Origin of the sequence: Balnearium lithotrophicum, assembly GCF_900182585.1 — a bacterium.
Classification (GTDB): Bacteria; Aquificota; Aquificia; order Desulfurobacteriales; family Desulfurobacteriaceae; genus Balnearium; species Balnearium lithotrophicum.
In genome coordinates this window covers 30,900-50,864 of sequence record NZ_FXTM01000011.1, presented here as the reverse complement: position 1 = coordinate 50,864, position 19,965 = coordinate 30,900, and the positions used below count along the sequence as shown (strand labels likewise).

The window sequence follows — 19,965 nt, the reverse complement described above, 5'->3', positions numbered from 1 at the left end:
ATTAATGGCCTTTGTTATAGAACCTACAGAGAGTATAAAACTTGAAGTTCAAAACCTCAACTTCTACTACGGGAATAACCACATTCTAAAAAATATTTCGTTCAAAATTCCTGAAAAGAGAGTTACTGCACTTATTGGTCCCTCAGGATGTGGAAAGACAACACTTTTAAGGTGCTTTAACAGAATGCACGACCTCTATCCCGGGAACAGGTACGAAGGAAAAATTCTCTTGGACGGAGAAAACATACTTGAACCGGACTACGACCTTATAAAACTGAGAATTAGGGTTGGAATGGTCTTTCAAAAGCCCACAGCTTTTCCCATGTCGATTTTTGACAATGTGGCCTACGGATTGAGGCTTCAGGGAATAAAGAACAGGAAGGAGCTTGAGGATAGAGTTGAAAAGGCGTTAAAGGATGCAGCTCTATGGGATGAGGTAAAGGATAAACTCAACAAGCCGGCAAGTGCCCTTTCAGGAGGTCAGCAGCAGAGGCTGTGCATTGCGAGAGCTATAGCAGTTGAGCCCGAGGTTTTACTTTTTGATGAGCCAACATCTGCACTTGACCCTATTTCAACGGCAAAAATAGAGGAGTTGGTTGTTAGCTTTAAGGATAAACTTACAGTTCTAATAGTTACACACAACATGCAGCAGGCCGCAAGGGTTTCAGACTACACCGCCTTTATGTACTTGGGAGAGCTTATAGAGTTTAATAGGACTGAGGAGATGTTCATTAAACCCAAGGAGAAATTGACAGAGGATTACATCACAGGAAGGTTCGGTTAAATCCCACCTGTTGAAAAACAATACCTCTTTTGTTATAAACTTTCTATCATTCAAAATACTTAATCTTTTGTTTTTGCAGATTGTTTACAAATTGTTTACATTTTAGTAAAATTCCAATATCACACTGTGAAGGAGAGGAAGAATGCTCTACAGCTTTATCGTGTTCATAATAGTTATGACATTGGCAGGTCTTTCTCTGTGGCTTCTGTCCGTTTCTATAGCTCCTAAGAATCCCCATCCTGTAAAGGAGGATACCTACGAGTGTGGCTTACCGGCTCCAGAACCTATCATTTCAAGTGTTAACTTTCAATACTACTTCTATGCAATCATCTTTATAGCCATGGATATAGCCGGTGTCTTCTTCGTCCTCTATTCCATTGGAAAGGGAGACCCTAAGTTTGGCTGGATATTTATTCTCTTCTCTCTTCTCCTTATGATTCCGCTTACCTACATAATGGTCGGAGGAAATAGAAAATGATTTTAAAGTTTTTTGATTGGAGCAGGTCAAATTCTCCCTGGGGAGTTCACTTTTGTAGTGGCTGCTGCTCTTTGGAAGTTCTTGCCCTTATGGGGCCAAGGTTTGACTGGGAAAGGTACGGATTTATGATGACCCCAAGTCCAAGACAGGCAGACTTCATAATTGTTACAGGTTTGGTTTCCAGAAAGGTTCTTCCAGTTCTCCTGAGAGTTTACCAGCAGATGCCAGAACCGAGGTACGTTTTTGGAATGGGAGCATGTGCAGCAGGCGGAGGGCCATACTGGGATTCTGACTTTGTAGCAGTTGATGTTTCCCAGTACATACCCTTTGATGTTTTTGTAGCGGGATGTCCCCCCAATCCGGAAGCAACCCTTGAGGGACTTTTGAGATTGAAGGAGATAATCAAAAGGGATAGGGAAAATGTAGCAAGGAAGTTTCCAAACAGGATGGAGGAAATTCAGTACTAAAGGGGAATAGTATGTTGGAAGAGGTAAAAGAAAGAGTTAAAAGTAAATTTGGTTTTGAGAGTGAAACTTACGACATAAATATGATTCTTATTCATGCTACGAGGGAGCGTATAAGGGATTTAATGAGGTTTTTAAAGGAAAATGGGTTTTCTTACGCTCATACAGTTTCGGTTGTTGACTACACTCCTAAAGGGAAGGGATTCCAAGTTAACTACATTGTTGAGGATGTATTCAACAAAAAACTCGTTATGGTAAGGGTAGAACTTCCTCCTGAGAATCCTTCCATTCCCAGTGTTTACGATATTTTTCCTCCTCTACAGCCTCACGAGAGGGAAGCATGGGAAATGTTTGGAGTTGAGTTTGTAGGACATCCACGATTAGAAGTTATGCTTCTCCCTGAGTGGGCTAAAGGATGGTTCCCACTCAGAAAGTCCTACGATTTCAAGAAGCATAGAAAGCCGAGTAAGGAGAAGAAATAATGGGAAACAGTATTAACTTGGCAGGTTATACATTTGTCGTTGAGGAGACAAAAGAGGTTAACGGAGAAGACTTAGGTCTCCTACAGGAGAAGATTTTACAGCTCAACTGGGGGGTTCAGCATCCAGCTTCTGGACCTATGAGGTTAAAGGTATGGGTTGATGGTGATGAAGTTGTAAAGGTAGACCCTGACATCGGTTACGTTTTGAGGCTTCTTGAAAAGCTGGTTGAGTATAGAACGTGGATAAATGCAATCGTAAACGTTGAGAGAGCCTGCTTTATTGATAATTTCGGGACTATGACGGGATACTCCATTGCTGCCGAGAAAATTGCTCAAGTGGAAGTTCCTAAGAAAGCAGATTACGTTAGGACTATTCTGTGTGAAGGGGGAAGGATAGTTAGCCATTTAATAGGCTTAGGGAGTTTTATCGGTGTTTTAGGAGTTGCAACCCCTATACAGTGGGCTCTCATTGCCCGTGAAAAGTTTTTAGATGCCTTTGAAATCTATTCGGGCCAAAGGATAGCAACGGCTTCTATTGTTCCTGGAGGAGTTAGATATGAACCCACAGGAGCATTCATCGAAAAGATGATTTTAGCCGTTGACTTTTTGGAGAAAGAGTTTATCCCGAGGTTTGGTGAAGTTTTTGTTGACAATCCAACGTTGAAACTCCGCTCTCAGGGTGTAGGAGTTGTTCCAAAGGAGAAGGCTGTAGAATGGGGACTCGCAGGACCTGCTCTCAGGGCTTCAGGTGTTCCTTCAGATATTAGAAAGGACTATCCGTATGCTGCCTATGGAGAGTTGGATTTTAACGTTGTTACGAAAGAGGAGGGAGATGCCTATGCAAGGTATCTTGTTATCTGGGAAGAACTTCAGGAATCTGCAAAGATAATAAGACAGGCAGTAGAGGGAATGCCTGAGGGTGAGTGGAGAACGAAGTTTCCGATTAAGGTTCCTCCGGGGGAGGCTTACGTCAACGTTGAGTGGGCCAGAGGCTGTTTCGGTTTCCACTTAATAAGTGATGGAGGAACAGGGCCTTACAGGTTGAAGATGAGGGCTCCCTCCTTTGCAAATCTCTGGGCCATGCCGGAGTTTATGAAGAACGTTAAGCTTGCTGACGTTCCCGTTATATTTGCTTCCCTTTACATGTGTCACGGTGATATAGACAGGTAGGAGGATAGTATGGAAGCTTGGCTTAAGGCAATTTTCTTTCCCGGTTTTCTCTTCTTGCTGATAGTTTTCTTGGGAATTTTCTACATGGAGAGGAAAGTCCTTGCAGATGTTCACTTAAGAACTGGTCCATACTACGTAGGTAAATGGGGAATTCTTCAAACAACGGCCGATGTTTTTAAACTACTCCAAAAGGAATTCATAATACAGAGGAGGGCGAACAAACTTCTCTTTTCCCTCATACCTTTTGTTGCCTTTTTAATGGTTGCAGCTCTAATTGCTTTTATTCCATTTTCTGAAAATAGTTACATAGTTAGTACGAGCTTTGACCTATTGATAGTTCTTGCTCTTGTTACAGGTATGCCTCCCGTTTTCTTCTATGCCGGTTGGGCCTCGAAGAGTAAGTACTCGTTTATTGGGGGACTTAGGGTAGTTAACCAAATGATATCCGGTGAGATTCCCCTCTGGCTCTCTGCACTGGCAGCAGCCGTTTTCTTCGGAACTCTAAACCACTTAGAGATTGTTCATAAGAGCTCCTTTTTGAGCTTTCTAATACTTCTTCCGGCTTTCCTGATTTTTATCACTGCCGCTTTGATAGTCACCGATAGGCCTCCGTTTGACATTCCAGAGGCAGAACAGGAGATAGTTTATGGATTTCTAACAGAGTTTGGAGGGTTTAATTACGCCATTTTGGTTCTCTCAAAGCTTATAGAGCTCTTCGCCCTCTATTCCGTAGCTGTTGTTCTATTCTTAGGTGGTTTTAAAGGACCAATCCTCCCAGGAGTTGTTTGGTTCTTGTTGAAAATCTTTTTCCTCTACGTCTTCACCTTTGTCGTTAGAGCCTCAACTCCCCGTATAAAGATGGACCAACTTTTAAGATTCTGTTGGAAGGCTCTAACACCTTTAGCTCTTTTGAACTTGGCTTTTGTTATTTTCGTAAAAATGTTTATTTCCTAAAAGGAGAGGAAGATGGGAGAGAAAAATGCTTTAAGAATACCGATAGAAGCAACAAAGAAGGTTTTGAGGGTTACAAAAGCACTCTTCTCGCCAAAGGCTACAGAGGTCTGGTGGGATAGAGGAGTTAGGAGGGAGCTCCACTACAGGGGTAAACACAGGATAAATGCAGAGCTCTGTATCGGCTGTGGAATGTGTGCAAGGGCATGTCCTGTTAAGTGTATAGATATGGTTCCCACAGGAGTAAAGAAACCAAGGGCTGTTCCAAAAGTTAGAGGAAACGAGTGTATGTACTGTGGTTTGTGTGAGGATGCCTGCCCAACAAAACCAGAAAAAGCGATTAAGTTAACTGACCACTACGAAATGATTATAGAACCTGCGACGTGGGATAACCTGCAGAAGTTTATCTTTGAACCAGAAAATTTGGACGAAGCAATAGAGAAAGCTAAAAAGATGGAAGAGTTAATAGAGAAAAAGAAACAGGAAGCTTTAAGGAAAAAACAGGCTCAATTAAAAGAGAAGAAAGGAGAGGAGTAATGGGAAACGTCTACTTTTGGATTATCTATGCCGTTATAGTTATTTCGGCAATAATAGCTCTTGAGGCTACCTCCCTCCTATGGGCTGCTATATCCTTCATCATTCTCCTATCTGAAGTTGCTCTCGTCTACTTTGGACTTAACATGCCGGTTCTTGGAGGAGTTCAGTTAGCAATTTATGCAGGAGGAGTAACGATTCTCGTTCTCTTTGCAATTATGATGGTGGGTGAAAGTTACAAGAAACCCTCTGGAAAAGCAGTAAAGGCAATTCTATTGAGCCTGATTCTACTCATCATTGGAACAGGATTTTCCTTCTTATCGGCCATAGATAACTTACCCTTTAAAGTTTACGAAACCTCCTATTTAGGAACTGTTTTTGTGGAGAAGTACTCTTTCTTCACAATTGTTTTAGGTTTCATTGTAGCGGCTCTTCTCTATATGGGAAATGCAATTATTACAAAGAAGAGGGAGGCTAAATAATGCTCTTGGAAGCTGATGTTCATCTCTATCTCTTTTTATCATTCTCCCTTTTGGCAGTAGGGGTTTACGGTCTCTTGTCGAGGAAATCCGTTATAAGAATGCTCTTTGCCGTTGAGATGGTAATCAATGCAGCAAACCTTAACCTGGCAGTTTTCTCCTCCCAGAGGAATGTTAATGGGGAAATCTTTACCTTCTTTACGATAGGTCTTGCTGCTTTAGAGGCAGCTGTAGGACTTGCAATCGTTATAGTCTTTTACAAGCGCTTTGGAGAGGTTATTCCATCAAAAATTAGGAACCTGAGGTGGTAGGAATGGAGAAGGTGGTCTACTTAACTATCGGGATATTTTTCCTTGGAAGTATCTTGGCCTTTCTAATTGGAAAATTTACCGAAAGGTGGAACTCATTCTGGGTGGCTGCACTAACTGGCTTAACTGGCTTCCTACTTACATGTTACATAGCAGTTAGTATGGGGGAACATCCTGTCATCCATGAATTTAACTGGTTTACCTTCGGTTCCTTTAAAGTTCCACTTGGGGTTTACGTTGATAGTTTATCAATAGTAATGGCTCTAATAGCTACTGGAATCGGCTTCTTAGATATTGTCTTCTCCAAGGGATACATGGAGGAGGACGAGTCACCTCACAGGTACTACTTTGAGAAACTCTTTTTTATTGGCTCTATGGTTGGACTTGTCTTTGTCAGTAACCTTGTAGGTCTCTACATATTCTGGGAAGGTGTCGGTCTATGTTCCTACCTGCTCATCGGTTACTGGTACTGGAAGAAGAGTGCAGCTGAGGCTGCCTTAAAAGCCTTCGTTATGACGAGGTTTGGTGATGTCTTTATGCTCGCCGGAATCTTAGTAGCCTGGGTACTCCTTGGAACTATGAACTTTCAGGAGCTTAATGCTCTTGCATTAGCTGGAGCCTTCAGTGTTAAGTTAGGTTTAATCATTTCAATTCTGATTTTTATAGGAGCCGTTGGAAAATCTGCCCAGTTCCCTCTGTTCCCGTGGCTCTTGGATGCTATGGAAGGTCCCACAACGGTTTCAGCTCTTATCCACGCTGCTACAATGGTTAACGCTGGAGTTTACTTAGTTGCAAGAATGTTTCCATTCTTTGATTACTCTCACGCCCTGATTGTTGTTGCGTTCGTTGGAGCTCTCTCTGCCTTCATAGCTGCAACAGGAGCTCTTGCCCATACAGAGATAAAGAAGATTCTTGCATTTTCAACGATGGAGCACCTTGCTTTAATGTTTGTGGCTCTTGGGGTAGGTTCAGCGGCAGCAGGTATATTCCACCTGCTAAACCACGCAATTTTTAAGGCCCTTCTCTTTTTAGCTGCAGGTGCTGTTATCCATATGACCCATCACCAGAAGGATGCCTTTAAATTGGGCGGCCTTATGAAGTACATGCCTCAAACGGCCGTTCTTTTCCTAATTGGTATCTTAGCCCTCTCAGGGGTTCCTCCGTTTAACGGGTTCTTCAGTAAAGACTGGATTTTGGGAGCCGTCTACGAGTACGGTAATCCCGTTATTTTTGGACTAACCTTCGTTGCTGCCGTTCTGTGTATAGCTTACGGTTTCAGACTCTGGTTTGTCGTATTTACAGGGGAACCTTCCGAATACTCAAAGAAAGCAAGGGAAGCCTATCCTGTAATGTTGATTCCTCTCTACGTTTTGGCCTCTCTAACTATTCTAATTCCATTCTTCAAGGAGAAAATAATCCACTATCTATTTGGAGAAGTTCACGAGCCATTCATTCTCAACCTCTTAGTGGCTACTCTAACAGTCATGTTTATTCTGTTTGGAATAGTTTTCCTCATTTACTACAAGAGGACTGTTGAGACCGTTAAATTCCTTGCCCATCCAATAGGTAGGGCGATAAATGAATTCCTCTACAAGGGATGGCTTGTTGATGATGGAATAAAGTGGTTGTGTAGGAACGTATTTTACGGTTCAATTGCAAAGGCAGTTGAGTGGTTTGACATAAACGTTGTTGATGGAGCAGTTAACGGTACGGCAAAGCTCTCCCTTTACTGTTGGGACAAGTGTAGAAAAATTCAAACGGGAGACATTATAGACTACCTTACTTACTTTGTTGCAGGGGTAATAACAATCTTCATTCTCATTCTATTCGTTTAAGGAGGAGTAGATGATTTTACTGAGCATGATACTTATTCCGGTTATTGTTGCTCCTCTTGCCTGGATAGGGGAAAAGGTTAACCGGGAGATACCTAAGTACCTATCTCTTGCAGTAGGAGTATTTCTGTCTCTCTGTACGGCTTATCTGATAATAAACTATCCTGGGAATGGCTTTGCCTTCAACGAGTTTTACAGGATATATCCTCCTTTTGACTTCAACCTTCACCTGGCAGTTGATGGAATATCTCTCGTTTTAATCGGTATAACGGCGTTTCTCTCTATAACTGTTACCCTTTCCTCCTGGCATACTGAAAAACCGGGAGCTTACTTTTTCCTCATACTTCTCTTCCTGGGTCCCATGGTCGGAGTCTTTGCTTCTCTAAATCTCCTCTGGTTCTTTATCTTCTGGGAATTTACATTGGTTCCAATGTTCTTCCACATAGGAATTTGGGGTGCCGAAAACAGAATATACGCTGCCATGAAGTTCTTTATCTACACCCATTTGGCAAGTGTTTTTCTCCTTTTGGGAATAATTGTTCTTTTCCTCTCAACTCATACATTTGAATTTGGAAAGCTCTTAAACGTCCACTTAGACCCTTCAATTGCTAAACTGGTCTGGATTTTAATGTTTATAGGTTTTGCAGTAAAAATGCCCGTAGTTCCGTTCCATACCTGGCTTCCAGATGCCCACGTTCAAGCTCCCTCTCCAATCTCTGTTTTTCTTGCAGGACTTCTGTTGAAAATGGGTGCCTATGGACTTCTAAGGTGGGAAGTGTTTTTAATGCCAAACACAACCAAGTTCTTTGCTCCTCTAATGGCCTTTATTGCCGTCTTAACGATATTCTATGCAGGTTTTAGAGCCCTTGCCGAAGACCACATAAAGAGAATGGTTGCTTACTCAAGTATAAACCATATGGGATTTGTTCTGTTAGGTCTTTCTGCAATTACCGCTGCCGGTATATCGGCAGCAGTCTACGAAATGGTTGGCCATGCCCTTGTTATATCACTCCTCTTTATGATTGCAGGATACGTTCACCATAAAACCCACACCTGGTACATTTCAGAGCTTGGTGGAATTATGAGAAAGATTCCAGGATTGATGACAATGTTTGTTATTGGAGTTTTAGCTGCAGTGGGGCTTCCCGGAACGGCAGGTTTTGTAGGAGAACTTGCGGTTATGCTTGCAGCCTTTGACTACTACGGTTGGGTAATGATTATTGTTCCTTTGGCAAGTGCTTTGAGCGCAGGCTTTTTCATGTGGATGTTACAGAGAGCTGTTTTTGGTCCTTTAAGGGAGACTTTAAAGGGGCTACCCTCACTTAAGGAGCTCCCCATGGTAGAGAATCTCCCCTTGGCACTTTACATAGCTGCCTTTATACTTGTTGGAGTTATTCCTTCTATCGTCTTTAACCTTTACAATCCAGTGATAAATACGTTTTCACAACTTTTTCAGTAGGGGGTAACCGGTGAACGTTAATTACTTAGCAGCCACAATGATTCTTGCCCTAACGGGTGCTTTTCTTCCCGTCATAAATAGAATTTTCAGGATATCTGGAATTCAAGGAGCTCTCATCTCCTCCGTTGGCTACGTGATTTCGCTATTTCTGGTTTTTATATCGAATAAGGGAAGAACAATATTAGACAACTTCTTTACTACAGATTCAGTTTCCATCCTAATCGGCTCCCTGATTCTGGTATCCTCATGGATGGTAATGTTGGTTGTCTACTGGATAACTGAAAAGGACAAGTTCGTAAACGAACTCATCTCGGCCTTGATGATTTCAACTGCCGGAGCTCTCCTTTTAGTAAGTGCTGACAACTTTGTCTCCCTTATTGTTTCTATGGAACTAATGACAATGCCAACCTACCTGATGGTTCTCTTTGTTTTCAACGATAAGTCCTTTGAAGCAGGAGTTAAATACTTCTTTAACGGTGCCCTTGCCGTCGGCTTTATGCTCTTTGGAATTTCCCTGCTCTACGGATTAACGGGCAGTTTTGAGTTTTCAAGTCTCGTTAGGAACCTCTTTTCAGACCCATTGGTTGCCCTTGCTGCTGTTTTTATATTTGCAGGGTTTGGTTTTAAAATTACAGCTTTCCCATTCCACTTCTGGGGACCGGACGTTTATGACGGAACCTGTCCGGGTGTTGCTGCACTTTTAACAGGTATCTCCAAGAGTGCAGCATTTATAGGACTAATGAGGGTTATCTATGAAGCTCTTCCTGTTATCTCTAACAATTTCTCCCTCATACTTGCAATAATAGCTGCTATAACAATGACTGTAGGTAACCTTTTGGCCCTTGCTCAAAAAAGGGTATCAAGGATTCTTGCTTACTCATCTGTAGCTCATGCAGGTTACACTTTAGTTGCCTTTGCAGCCCTGTCCGTTCCTATGAGCATTACGGGTATTCTCTACCACTCTGTTGCCTACGTTTTTATGAAAACTGCAGCTTTCCTCTGCTTCGCCGTTTTCCTCTTTATTTGGGGAGCTAAAACGATGGATGACTACAAAGGACTTGGAAAGAGAGAGCCTCTTTTTGGAGCCCTCTTCCTCATCTTCCTCTTTTCACTTGCAGGTGTTCCCCCTATGGCGGGATTTATAAGTAAGGTTTTCGTCTTTACTGCCGCCGTTAAGTCAGGAATGCTCTGGCTTGCCCTTATCGGTCTCCTCAACAGTGCCTTTTCAGTTGCCTACTACATATGGATTGCAAAGCAGATGTACCTTGAGGAACCTACGATAGAAAAACCGAGGAACGTCTCTCCCAACAAGAATTTAATATTGATTCCTTTAGCCGTTATGGCTGTATTCTTAATAGTTTTAGGTATCTGGATTAACCCAGTTGTAAACGCCTCTTCCCTCTATATAACAAGGATTGGTTTCTAATTTGGGGGATTTCCCCCCTTCCTTTATAATTTCCCTGAAAATTCAAAAGAAAGGAGTTTTCGTGTTTGTAAGAGACCTCTACAAGCTTCCTGTTGGAGCTCCGTTTTCGGGCTACTTTGTGATTGAACACGTAGAAATAAAAAGGCATAGAACGGGAGAGCCCTTTCTGCGGTTGGTTCTATCCGACAAAACGGGAACATTTACTGCTCTCTGGTGGAAGCCTCCTAAAGATGCTGACCTTTCAATATTTAGAAAGGGCGATGTAGTTTTCATTTCTGGCAGCATTGAGTACTTTAACGGGCAGCTGCAGCCGAAACTCTCTGAAATTAGGGTAGCTTCACCGGGAGAGTACAACCCACAAAAGTTTATCTGTGAAACAAAATTTCCCATAGAGGAACAGTTTACCGTTCTTCTTGAAATAATAGATAGCGTAGAAAACCCCTACTTAAAAAGGCTCTTAGAAAGCTTCTTCTACGATGATAAATTTGTGGAGAAGTTCTTGAAAACCCCTGCAGGTAAAACTATTCACCATGCCTGTATAGGAGGTCTTTTAGAGCATACGTTGGGAGTCGTTGAAATATGTGAAACGGTGTCAAGAAGGTACAAAAGCATAGATAGGGACTTGCTAATCACTGCTGCAATTCTCCATGATGTTGGGAAGGTCCACGAGTACAGCGTAGGGATTTCAATAGACAGAACGACAGAGGGAATTCTCTTGGGTCACCTCTACATGAGCTGTGAAATGGTTGCATTTAAGATAGCGGAAATTCCCGATTTTCCAAAAAGTCTGAAAACAAAACTCCTCCACTGTATACTTTCACACCATGGGGAGTACGAGCACGGTTCCCCCAAAAAGCCCAAGACATTAGAAGCTGTTACCCTTGCCTATGCCGATGCCTTGGATTCAAGGGTTAAGGGATTCGAAGAGTTTGTCGAGAGGGAACTTGGAAGTGGAAAAGGGTGGACAAAGCGCCATTTTGCTTTTGAGGTTCCCATATTCTTTGATGGAGAAATAAAGTACGGAGAGGAAGATGGAAAGGAAGAGAGCTCTAACCTATAAGGATGTAGGAGTTGACATTGAGGCAGGGGAGAGGTTAGTTGACAGGATAAAGCCCTTTGCCAAGAGAACTTTTGATAAAAACGTCTTAGCTGGAATAGGAGGGTTTGGAGCCGGTTACCTAATGCCGAAAGGTTACGAGGAACCTGTTTTGGTCTCTGGAACCGACGGTGTCGGGACAAAGCTGAAAGTTGCTCAAATGGCAAACGTTCACGATACAGTTGGAATAGATTTGGTAGCAATGTGCGTTAACGACATCTTAACTGTCGGTGCTAAACCTCTATTCTTCCTTGACTACTTTGCAACGGGAAAGCTGTCCGTTGATGTTGCTGCAGATGTTATTAAGGGAATTGCTAAAGGGTGTGAGCTGGCCGGATGTTCCCTTATCGGTGGGGAGACTGCCGAAATGCCAGACTTTTACCCTGAAGGGGAGTACGACCTTGCAGGATTTGTGGTTGGAGTTGTTGAAAGGAGAAAATACATAACGGGAGAGAGAATTGAGCCTGGGGACGTTGTTTTAGGCCTCGCTTCATCAGGAATCCACAGTAACGGTTATTCTTTGGTTAGGAAACTCTTCTTCGAAGTCTTGGAGCTAAAAATAGACGACTATGTTGAAGAGTTGGGTAGAAAAGTCTACGAAGCTCTGTTAGAGCCTACTAAAATTTACGTTAAAAGCATACTAAATTTGATTGAGAGGGTTGAAGTTAAGGGTATGGCACACATAACCGGTGGTGGAATTCCGGGAAACCTTGTCAGGGTCCTACCTAAAGGTGTCAACGCAGTAATCGAGAAGGGCACGTGGAAAGTTCCTCCCATCTTTAAGTTCATTCAGGAAAGGGGAAACGTTCCTGAGGAGGAGATGTTTAAAACGTTTAACATGGGAATCGGTTTCACAGTTGTTGTTTCTCCTGAACTTGAGAAAGAGGCTTTAGATATCCTTGAATCCTCAGGGGAGAGAGCTTTTAAAATCGGAAAAATTGTAGAGGGAGAGGGAAAGGTAGTTGTAGAATGAGGGTTGCCGTTCTTGCTTCTGGAAGAGGTTCAAACTTCTACCAAATAGGAAAGGCCTTCAAAGAGGGAAAAATATCCGGGGAAATAGTTGTCCTCATTACGAACAACAGAAAGGCAAGAGCAATAGAGAAGGCGGAAGAATTGGGGATAAATTGGGTCTTTTTAAACCCTAAATCGTTTCCATCAAGGGAAGACTACGATAAGAAGATTGTTGAGATACTAAAATTTCTAAAGGTTGACCTTGTCTGTTTGGCAGGCTACATGCTCGTAGTTACTCCTGTTTTTATAGATGCCTTTCCAAACAGAATTCTAAACATCCACCCCTCCCTCTTACCTTCGTTTCCAGGGCTAAAACCTCACTGGCAGGCTTTGACTTACGGCGTAAAAATTTCGGGAGCAACAGTTCACATAGTTGATAAGGGAGTTGATACTGGGCCGATTGTCGTTCAGGCTGCCGTTCCGGTTCTTCCAGAAGATATGGAGGACTCCCTCTCTGAGAGGATTTTAAGGTGGGAGCACAGGATATACCCTCAGGCTGTAAAGTGGTTTGTTGATGGGAGGGTTGAAGTTAACGGTAGAAATGTTTTGATAAAGAAAGCCGATTACTCTCAACTTCCGGTAGTTCCTGCTTTAGAGGACTTTTAATGGAAGTTTTCCAACTAAGTAATGGAATAAGAGTAATCCTAAAACCTGAAAGGGAGCTTGAAATAGTTTCCGGTAATCTCTTTTTCCCAATCGGAAATTCCTTTGACCCAAAGGGCAAGGAGGGAATAACCCTTTTAACGTTAAAAACGGCCGTTAAGAGGAGTTTGAAGAGAAAACCTGAGGAGTTCTACAGGATTCAGGAAGAAATTGGAGCTCCGTTCGTTTCTGACGTTTCTTTGGACTATTCACTGGTTAGGTTTCAGTCAACATCTAAGGACTTTTTAAATTATGGGGAGCTCCTTTTAGAGACGCTACTGAATCCTGGATTTACTGAGGAGAGTTTCTCCGTTGAGAAGGAGGCCCTTTTAGCTTCAATAAAGTCTAAGAAGGAAAGCCCCTTTACGCTGGCCTATGAGAAGATGATGGAATTAACATACTCCCAAACTCCCTATCAGAACCTCCCGTACGGAAGTGAAGGGAGCGTTTCCTCTTTAGATTTAGAAACGTGTAAGGATTGGTACAAGGGATTTTTAATCCCAAAGGGAAGTGTCCTCTCCCTTTGTGGAAATTTGCAAAACATGGAAAAATTCTTGGGTGATGTTGAGAAAATAGAATCCTACGAATTCAAAAGAGAAAGGTTTGAAAAGAGGATTACAGAGAGTAAGACGGAATTTGTTAGAAGGGAGGGTTCAGCTCAGACGTTTATCCTGATTGCTCTGAATGCTCCCTCTGTTAAGAGCGATTTCTACATTAAATACAAGCTATTGAACACAATCTTGGGGGAGGGAATAGGTTCTGTTCTATTTCAGGAGCTCCGAGAAAAGGAGGGTTTTGCCTACTCTACAGGTTCTCTTTATCCCTCAAGGTTAAATACTGGTAGAATTCTCATCTACATAGGAACTTCTCCTGATAAGAGGGAAACTGTAAGGAAAAAACTGAGAAGTATTCTTAGGCAGCTTCCAAGTTTTATAAATTCTGACAGTATAGAAAGGGCAAAGGAGTACTTTAAGGGAACTTATCTCCTTGACCATGAAACGAGGTCGAAGAAGTCGTGGTACTTAGGTTTCTGGGAAATTTTAGAGAAAGGTTATAAATTTGACTCTGAATTCTTGAGAAAAATAGAGGAAATAAAACTTAGTGAAATTAAGAACGTAGCAGAAATAGTTTCTGCTGAACCTATCCACGAGGTTGTTGTAGGAGATGAGGAAGTTAATAGTTAGTGCCTGTTTGGTTGGTTTTAACTGTAAGTACAACGGAAAGAACAACAGGTGTGAATCAATAGTGAAGGCCTTTAGAAGGGGACTTGTTGTCCCTCTATGTCCTGAACAGTTAGGAGGTCTTCCAACTCCAAGGCCTCCGGCCAAAATAACGGAGGGAGACGGATTTACAGTCCTCGACGGAAAATCGAGAGTAAAAACTGTTGATGGTTCCAACAGGGATGTAACTATAAGTTTCCTTAGGGGAGCTTACGAAACTCTCTATGCTGCAGAACTCTTAGGTGAAAACTGTATAGCCTGTATTCTAAAGGAGAGAAGTCCCTCCTGCGGAGTAAGGGAAATTTACGAGTACAAGTCGGACAATTTAAAGGAAGGAATGGGTGTAACATCAGCCCTTCTAAGGAGAAAAGGGTTTAAAATAGTTTCCTCAGAGGATAAGGAAGAAATTGAGAAACTCTTAAAGGAGCTTTTATGAGTAGGTTACCAAGATTGAGGATTAAAAACTTAGAGCCAAAGTACCCTATAATCCAGGGAGGTATGGGAGCAAAAGTCTCCCTCCACAAGCTGGCCTCTGCCGTTGCAAATGCCGGAGGAATAGGTGTAATTTCGGCCGTTCTCCTTCATGAAAAGGATAGGTCGAAGCCTAAAAAGAGAACCTGTAAAGGAATTGACGTTGAAAGTGTTGGACTTAAACCCTATCACTACGCCTGGGAGCTTGCCGAGGAGATAAGAAAGGCGAAGGAGCTCTCCCCCAACGGAATAATAGGTGTCAACATAATGTACGCCCTCACCCACTTCTACGAGCTCCTAATGACTGCCATAGATGCAGGTGCCGATTTAATCATTCAGGGAGCCGGATTTGGAAAGGACGTATTTAAAATATGCAACACCTTTGATGTTCCGTTAATAGAGATAGTTGCGACTCCGAAGGGAGCAAAGCTCTCAGAGAGGTTAGGTGCCTCTGCAGTTATTGTTGAAAGTGGAGAGGCTGGCGGGCACTTAGGAACTATGGAGAACCTATGGGATGTCCTCCCTAAAATTGTTGATGCTGTTGATATTCCCGTTATAGCGGCTGGCGGGATATTTGACGGCAAGGACATAGCAAGGGCCTTTGAAATGGGAGCTAAGGGTGTCCAGATAGCAACAAGGTTCATAGCAACGTACGAGTGTGATGCAGCCCCTGAGTTTAAGGAGTACATAATAAAGGCTAAACCTGAGGACTCAATATACATAAAGAGTCCGGTTGGTATGCCTGCCCATGCTGTGAGAAATCCCTTTACCGAACGTTTAGAGAGGGAAGGAAAAATTCCCCATAAGTGTCCGTTCAACTGTTTGAAAACCTGTTCAGGTGAGGATTCCATTTACTGCATAGCAGACGTTCTTTTAAAATCGGTTTCTGGCGATGTTGAGAGGGGACTTGTCTTTTCGGGAAGTAACGTTGGAAGGGTTAATAGAATGTACCACGTTAAGGAGCTCATTGAGGAACTCGTCAGGGAATGTGAAGAGGAGCTTGAGAGGAGAAACTTAAACTTTGGGGAGGAAAGATGAGAAAACGTGTGGGGATTTTGTTACTTAGCTCCCTCTTTTTTGGCTGTGCCACTGCCGTTCAGAATGAGTCTGTAAAACCGAAAAGCAACATTGATGAAGTTAAGGTTAAAGTTTCACAAAACAGGGAGAAGATTTCCTCCTTAGAAAATAGAGTAGCTAAGTTGGAAGATAGGGTCTCCTCAAACGAGCAGAACATTTACGACTTGAAGAAGGAAGTTGAGGAGATAAAACAGTTAATATCTAAGATTTCTGTGGGAGCTCCTCAAACTTCAACCTCCAAAGAAAAAAAAGTTCCTAAGGTTATCCAAATCGGTGCAAAGGACTTGTACAAACAGGCCTTTAATGCAATGGAGTCTGGAGACTTTGAGAAGGCAAAAAAACTCTTTGAGGAGCTTGTACAGCAGTATCCTGAGAGTGACCTGGCAGACAATGCTCTCTACTGGATAGGGGAGATTTACTACTCCCATAACGATTACGAAACTGCCGCTAAGTACTTTCAGGATGTTATTGACAAGTATCCGACCGGAAATAAGGTTCCTGCAGCAATGTTAAAGTTGGCCTTGTGCTACAGGGGAATGGGAGACAATGACAAGGCAAAGGAAATTCTCAACGAAGTCATAGCAAAGTACCCTGGAACACCTGAAGCAAACATTGCAAAGGTAAAATTAATGGAGCTGGAGAAGTAGTATGGAGATAGACGAAAGGGGAATAAAGGGGCTTGCCTGTAGGGCCCTCGACCTGTGGTTAAACCTTGAAGCTGGAAGGTGTAAACCTGACAGTCAGTACAATCAAGTTGTTGAATTCCTTAAACAGCGTTTTAAAGCTAAAGAGATTAACCCTCTCCTTTTAACCTTAGGACTCCTTGAAATGGCCTTGATAGAGGACGCCCTTAAGAACAAACAGTACATGAGTGAGGAGGAGAGGGAGAGGATAATTCAAGACGTAGTAGAATCCCTTGCTGAGAACTTTCCTAAAATTGTTGATGAGATGGTTAAGGAGCTTTCAACCTTGGAAAAGAGAATAACAGAGTTTAAAATGATTGCTGAAAAGTACAGAGCGGGAGGAGAGTAGATGTCTAAGAAAATTAAGCTTGCAATAGTTGGCGTTGGAAATTGCGCAAGTTCTTTGGTTCAGGGAATTTACTACTATAGGGATAAATCGGAGAATGAGATTTCCGGACTGATGCACTACGATGTTGGTGGATACAAGCCATGGGATATTGAGGTTGTTGCGGCCTTTGACATTGATAAAAGGAAAGTAGGTAAGGATGTGAGCAGAGCGATATTTGAAAAGCCCAACTGTACTAAAGTTTTTAATCCTAACGTTCCTGAGATGGGCGTTGAAGTTCAAATGGGCCCGATTATGGATGGGTTTGCCGAACACATGCTTGAGTATCCCGAGGAACAGAGGTTTGTACCTGCCGATAAGGAACCGGTTGATGTGGTGAAAGTACTCAAGGAGAGTGGAGCTGAAGTTGTTGTTAACTACCTACCCGTTGGTTCTGAAGAGGCTACAAGGTTTTACGCTCAGTGTGCCCTTGAGGCCGGTTGTGCCTTTGTAAACTGTATTCCTGTCTTTATAGCATCGGACAAGGAGTGGGCCCAAAAGTTTAAGGAGAAGGGGCTTCCAATAGTTGGAGATGATATTAAATCTCAGGTTGGGGCAACGATTACACATAGAGCTCTGGCTACTTTAATGAGCGACAGGGGCGTTCCAATAGATAGAACCTATCAGCTCAACTTTGGTGGGAACACAGACTTTTTAAACATGCTTGAGAGGAAGCGTTTAAAGACAAAGAAGGTTTCAAAGACGGAGGCTGTACGCTCAATTATTCCATACCCCGTTGAGGATAACAACATCCACATCGGCCCAAGTGACTACGTTCCTTGGCTCAAGGACAATAAGATTGCCTATATAAGACTTGAGGGAAGGTTGTTCGGTGATGTTCCTATGTACATTGAACTAAAGCTGTCCGTTGAGGATTCTCCTAACAGTGCAGGCTCTGCAATAGATGCAATTAGGTGTGCAAAGTTAGCTCTTGATAGGGGAATCTCAGGCCCTCTCTACTCAATTTCTTCATACACTATGAAACACCCACCTGTTCAGTATCCAGACTGGAAAGCAAAGGAGCTCGTGGAGAAGTTTATAGCGGGTGAAATTGAAAGGTAGGGAAATTCCCTACCTTTATACCAACAATCCGCCTGAAGTCTTGCTTACCTTAACAGGAGCGTTGTTCTCATCGACCAAAACTACCGTTGGAGAAAAGTTTCTTACTTCCTCTTCAGAGAGCTCACAGTAGCTTACAATTATTACAATATCTCCCTTTTGAACCTTCCTTGCAGCTGCCCCGTTTAGACAAACCTCACCACTTCCTGGTTCTCCCGGTATAACGTAGGTTGAGAATCTCTCTCCATTTGAAACGTTGTAGATGTCAACTTTTTCGTAGGGAAGTATGTCGGCAAGTTTGAGGAGCTCGCTGTCAATTGTTATACTTCCCTCATAGTTAAGGTCTGCCCCCGTTACAGTTGCCCTGTGGATTTTAGACTTAAACATAAATCTCTTCATCTAAAACTTCCCCCAGAGGGAATTTTCCAGCCTTAAATATAAGTTGCGTAGAAAAGTTTGGCACTTGAATTTAAATTATGAAATAAATACAGTCCAAAGTGGAGGGAGAGATGGTTAGGTATCCGGCAGTTGCAGGTCAATTCTATCCGGGAACTCCTCAGGAGCTTGAAATGTTTTTGAGTTCTCTTTGTAGGAGAGACGTTCCAAAGGTTAAGGCAAAGGCTGTTATTGTTCCCCATGCAGGTTACATCTACTCTGGAAAGGTTGCAGGTGAAACTTACAGTAGGGTAGAGATTCCTAAAAACAACGTAATTATGGGTCCAAACCATACCGGTTTAGGAAGGCCTGTGTCTGTCTTTACGGAAGGGGTTTGGATTACTCCGTTGGGAGAGGTTCCTGTTAATGAGGAATTTACGAGCGAACTCTGCAACCACTATCCATTTGAACCTGACACAACGGCCCACATATACGAGCACTCTTTGGAAGTTCAAGTTCCGTTTTTACAGTTCTGTTCAGGTTATAGGAGCGATTTAAGGATAGTTCCTGTTGTTTTTCAGCATATCTCTTTAGATGACTGTATTAAGGCAGGAAGGGCCCTTGCAAGCGTTATTTCTCAGGTAGATGAGGATACACTAATTGTTGTTAGCACGGACTTTTCACACTACGTTTCCCAGGATACGGCTGAAAGGCTTGATTCTTTAGCTATTGATGCGATTCTAAACCTTGACCCTGTGGAGCTCTACAGGAGGGTTCACTACTACAACATCTCCATGTGTGGAGTTATCCCTGCAACGGTAGGACTGACTGCAGCCAAGGAGCTTGGAGCTGAAAAGGCAGAGTTGGTAATGTACAGAACTTCGGGGGACGTTACAGGGGACTATAACCAGGTTGTTGGTTATGGAGGAATCATTGTATATTAACTATGATAGAATTCCCTTAAAATTTCGGAGGAGTTTTTTGGAGAGGGAAACAAAAATAGCCGATATCTTAAAGGCTCTTGCCCATCCAACGAGGGTGAAGATTGTTAAATACTTGTCCGATGGTGAAAAGTGTGTAAAGGATATTTGGCAGGAATTGAACGTTCCTCAACCAACGGTTTCCCAGCACATTAACATACTGAAGAATGCAGGAGTAATTTCATTCCGTAAGGACGGAGTAAAAACCTGTTACAGAATAGAGTTACCCGTTGTAGTTAAAATCTTGAAACTTTTAGAAGAGGAGGTAAAGTAATGGCAAAAGAAATCAAAACAGTCGATGAATTTGAAAGGGAAGTTCTTCAGTCAGATATCCCTGTGCTTGTTGACTTCTGGGCTCCATGGTGTGGACCTTGTAGAATGCTTGCTCCCACAATTGAGGAGCTCTCCCAGGAGTACGAAGGAAAAGTTAAAGTTGTTAAAGTAAACACAGATGAACTTCCCATGGTTGCAATGCAGTACGGAATAAGGGGAATTCCTACCGTTATACTCTTTGTTAATGGAGAGCCTGCCGATGTTAAAGTAGGACTTCAGCCTAAGGCTGTTTTTGAAAACATGATAGCCCGTTTCCTCGGGGAGTAG

General features: G+C 42.7%; 25 protein-coding genes. 24 read left to right on the top strand and 1 reads right to left on the bottom strand.

Annotated elements, in window-relative coordinates; all coding sequences use genetic code 11:
- The first annotated feature begins 4 nt into the window (after window positions 1–4).
- The 21 genes from pstB to FN732_RS05015 all read left to right on the top strand — a co-directional run bounded on the left by pstB (window position 5) and on the right by FN732_RS05015 (window position 18,013).
- Window positions 5–784 (top strand): phosphate ABC transporter ATP-binding protein PstB, encoded by a 780-nt coding sequence (gene pstB / locus FN732_RS05115; RefSeq protein WP_142935453.1) that lies wholly within the window; start codon window positions 5–7, stop codon window positions 782–784.
- 142 nt (window positions 785–926) lie between these two features.
- Window positions 927–1,262 (top strand): NADH-quinone oxidoreductase subunit A, encoded by a 336-nt coding sequence (locus FN732_RS05110; RefSeq protein ID WP_142935451.1) that lies wholly within the window; start codon window positions 927–929, stop codon window positions 1,260–1,262.
- Window positions 1,259–1,729: an NADH-quinone oxidoreductase subunit B gene (locus FN732_RS05105; protein WP_142935449.1), complete on the top strand. Its 471-nt coding sequence runs from the start codon at window positions 1,259–1,261 to the stop codon at window positions 1,727–1,729. Before FN732_RS05110 ends, FN732_RS05105 begins: the two co-directional genes overlap by 4 nt.
- Before the next feature lie 11 nt (window positions 1,730–1,740).
- The gene (locus tag FN732_RS05100) at window positions 1,741–2,208 is read left to right on the top strand and encodes an NADH-quinone oxidoreductase subunit C (protein WP_142935447.1); all 468 of its coding nucleotides are present in this window, start codon (window positions 1,741–1,743) and stop codon (window positions 2,206–2,208) included.
- Window positions 2,208–3,377, top strand: coding sequence for an NADH-quinone oxidoreductase subunit D (locus FN732_RS05095; RefSeq protein ID WP_142935445.1), 1,170 nt, complete (start codon window positions 2,208–2,210; stop codon window positions 3,375–3,377). The genes FN732_RS05100 and FN732_RS05095 overlap by 1 nt, the downstream gene beginning before the upstream one ends.
- 9 nt (window positions 3,378–3,386) lie before the next feature.
- Window positions 3,387–4,331, top strand: coding sequence for a complex I subunit 1/NuoH family protein (locus FN732_RS05090; RefSeq protein WP_142935443.1), 945 nt, complete (start codon window positions 3,387–3,389; stop codon window positions 4,329–4,331).
- Window positions 4,332–4,343: 12 nt separating this feature from the next.
- A complete protein-coding gene (locus FN732_RS05085; protein ID WP_142935441.1) occupies window positions 4,344–4,865 on the top strand; it encodes a 4Fe-4S dicluster-binding protein in 522 nt (173 codons plus the stop codon).
- Window positions 4,865–5,344, top strand: a complete 480-nt coding sequence (locus tag FN732_RS05080; RefSeq protein ID WP_142935439.1) for an NADH-quinone oxidoreductase subunit J — start codon at window positions 4,865–4,867, stop codon at window positions 5,342–5,344. The genes FN732_RS05085 and FN732_RS05080 overlap by 1 nt, the downstream gene beginning before the upstream one ends.
- A complete protein-coding gene (nuoK, locus tag FN732_RS05075; protein ID WP_142935437.1) occupies window positions 5,344–5,652 on the top strand; it encodes an NADH-quinone oxidoreductase subunit NuoK in 309 nt (102 codons plus the stop codon). Before FN732_RS05080 ends, nuoK begins: the two co-directional genes overlap by 1 nt.
- A 2-nt stretch (window positions 5,653–5,654) precedes the next feature.
- Window positions 5,655–7,484 carry an NADH-quinone oxidoreductase subunit 5 family protein gene (locus tag FN732_RS05070; RefSeq protein ID WP_142935436.1) on the top strand — a complete coding sequence of 610 codons (1,830 nt, stop codon included), beginning with the start codon at window positions 5,655–5,657 and terminating at the stop codon, window positions 7,482–7,484.
- A gap of 10 nt (window positions 7,485–7,494) precedes the next feature.
- Window positions 7,495–8,940, top strand: coding sequence for a complex I subunit 4 family protein (locus tag FN732_RS05065; protein WP_142935433.1), 1,446 nt, complete (start codon window positions 7,495–7,497; stop codon window positions 8,938–8,940).
- 10 nt (window positions 8,941–8,950) lie between these two features.
- Window positions 8,951–10,366, top strand: a complete 1,416-nt coding sequence (locus FN732_RS05060; RefSeq protein WP_142935431.1) for an NADH-quinone oxidoreductase subunit N — start codon at window positions 8,951–8,953, stop codon at window positions 10,364–10,366.
- Between the two features lie 61 nt (window positions 10,367–10,427).
- Window positions 10,428–11,426 carry a 3'-5' exoribonuclease YhaM family protein gene (locus FN732_RS05055; protein WP_246051339.1) on the top strand — a complete coding sequence of 333 codons (999 nt, stop codon included), beginning with the start codon at window positions 10,428–10,430 and terminating at the stop codon, window positions 11,424–11,426.
- On the top strand, window positions 11,398–12,435 hold the full coding sequence (gene purM / locus FN732_RS05050; RefSeq protein WP_142935429.1) for a phosphoribosylformylglycinamidine cyclo-ligase: 1,038 nt from the start codon (window positions 11,398–11,400) through the stop codon (window positions 12,433–12,435). The genes FN732_RS05055 and purM overlap by 29 nt, the downstream gene beginning before the upstream one ends.
- Window positions 12,432–13,079, top strand: a complete 648-nt coding sequence (gene purN, locus FN732_RS05045) for a phosphoribosylglycinamide formyltransferase (protein ID WP_142935426.1) — start codon at window positions 12,432–12,434, stop codon at window positions 13,077–13,079. Before purM ends, purN begins: the two co-directional genes overlap by 4 nt.
- The gene (locus FN732_RS05040; RefSeq protein ID WP_142935424.1) at window positions 13,079–14,299 is read left to right on the top strand and encodes a M16 family metallopeptidase; all 1,221 of its coding nucleotides are present in this window, start codon (window positions 13,079–13,081) and stop codon (window positions 14,297–14,299) included. Before purN ends, FN732_RS05040 begins: the two co-directional genes overlap by 1 nt.
- On the top strand, window positions 14,280–14,771 hold the full coding sequence (locus tag FN732_RS05035; RefSeq protein WP_142935422.1) for a 2-thiouracil desulfurase family protein: 492 nt from the start codon (window positions 14,280–14,282) through the stop codon (window positions 14,769–14,771). The genes FN732_RS05040 and FN732_RS05035 overlap by 20 nt, the downstream gene beginning before the upstream one ends.
- Entirely contained in the window at window positions 14,768–15,844 is a 1,077-nt protein-coding gene (locus FN732_RS05030; RefSeq protein ID WP_142935420.1) for an NAD(P)H-dependent flavin oxidoreductase, read from the top strand. Before FN732_RS05035 ends, FN732_RS05030 begins: the two co-directional genes overlap by 4 nt.
- A complete protein-coding gene (gene ybgF, locus FN732_RS05025) occupies window positions 15,841–16,530 on the top strand; it encodes a tol-pal system protein YbgF (protein WP_142935418.1) in 690 nt (229 codons plus the stop codon). Before FN732_RS05030 ends, ybgF begins: the two co-directional genes overlap by 4 nt.
- Window position 16,531: 1 nt before the next feature.
- Window positions 16,532–16,915 (top strand): hypothetical protein, encoded by a 384-nt coding sequence (locus FN732_RS05020; protein ID WP_142935416.1) that lies wholly within the window; start codon window positions 16,532–16,534, stop codon window positions 16,913–16,915.
- Window positions 16,916–18,013: an inositol-3-phosphate synthase gene (locus FN732_RS05015; protein WP_142935414.1), complete on the top strand. Its 1,098-nt coding sequence runs from the start codon at window positions 16,916–16,918 to the stop codon at window positions 18,011–18,013.
- Between the two features lie 15 nt (window positions 18,014–18,028).
- Here the strand turns inward: FN732_RS05015 and panD are convergent, their stop codons facing one another.
- Complete coding sequence (gene panD, locus FN732_RS05010) at window positions 18,029–18,409, bottom strand: aspartate 1-decarboxylase (protein ID WP_142935412.1); 381 nt, start codon at window positions 18,407–18,409, stop codon at window positions 18,029–18,031.
- Between the two features lie 110 nt (window positions 18,410–18,519).
- Here panD and amrB point away from each other — a divergent pair, with 110 nt between their 5' ends.
- From amrB to trxA, 3 genes are read left to right on the top strand one after another with little or no spacing between them, the layout of a single operon-like run.
- Window positions 18,520–19,329, top strand: coding sequence for an AmmeMemoRadiSam system protein B (amrB, locus tag FN732_RS05005; protein ID WP_142935410.1), 810 nt, complete (start codon window positions 18,520–18,522; stop codon window positions 19,327–19,329).
- A gap of 37 nt (window positions 19,330–19,366) precedes the next feature.
- Entirely contained in the window at window positions 19,367–19,639 is a 273-nt protein-coding gene (locus FN732_RS05000; RefSeq protein ID WP_246051338.1) for an ArsR/SmtB family transcription factor, read from the top strand.
- The gene (gene trxA, locus FN732_RS04995) at window positions 19,639–19,965 is read left to right on the top strand and encodes a thioredoxin (RefSeq protein WP_142935406.1); all 327 of its coding nucleotides are present in this window, start codon (window positions 19,639–19,641) and stop codon (window positions 19,963–19,965) included. Before FN732_RS05000 ends, trxA begins: the two co-directional genes overlap by 1 nt.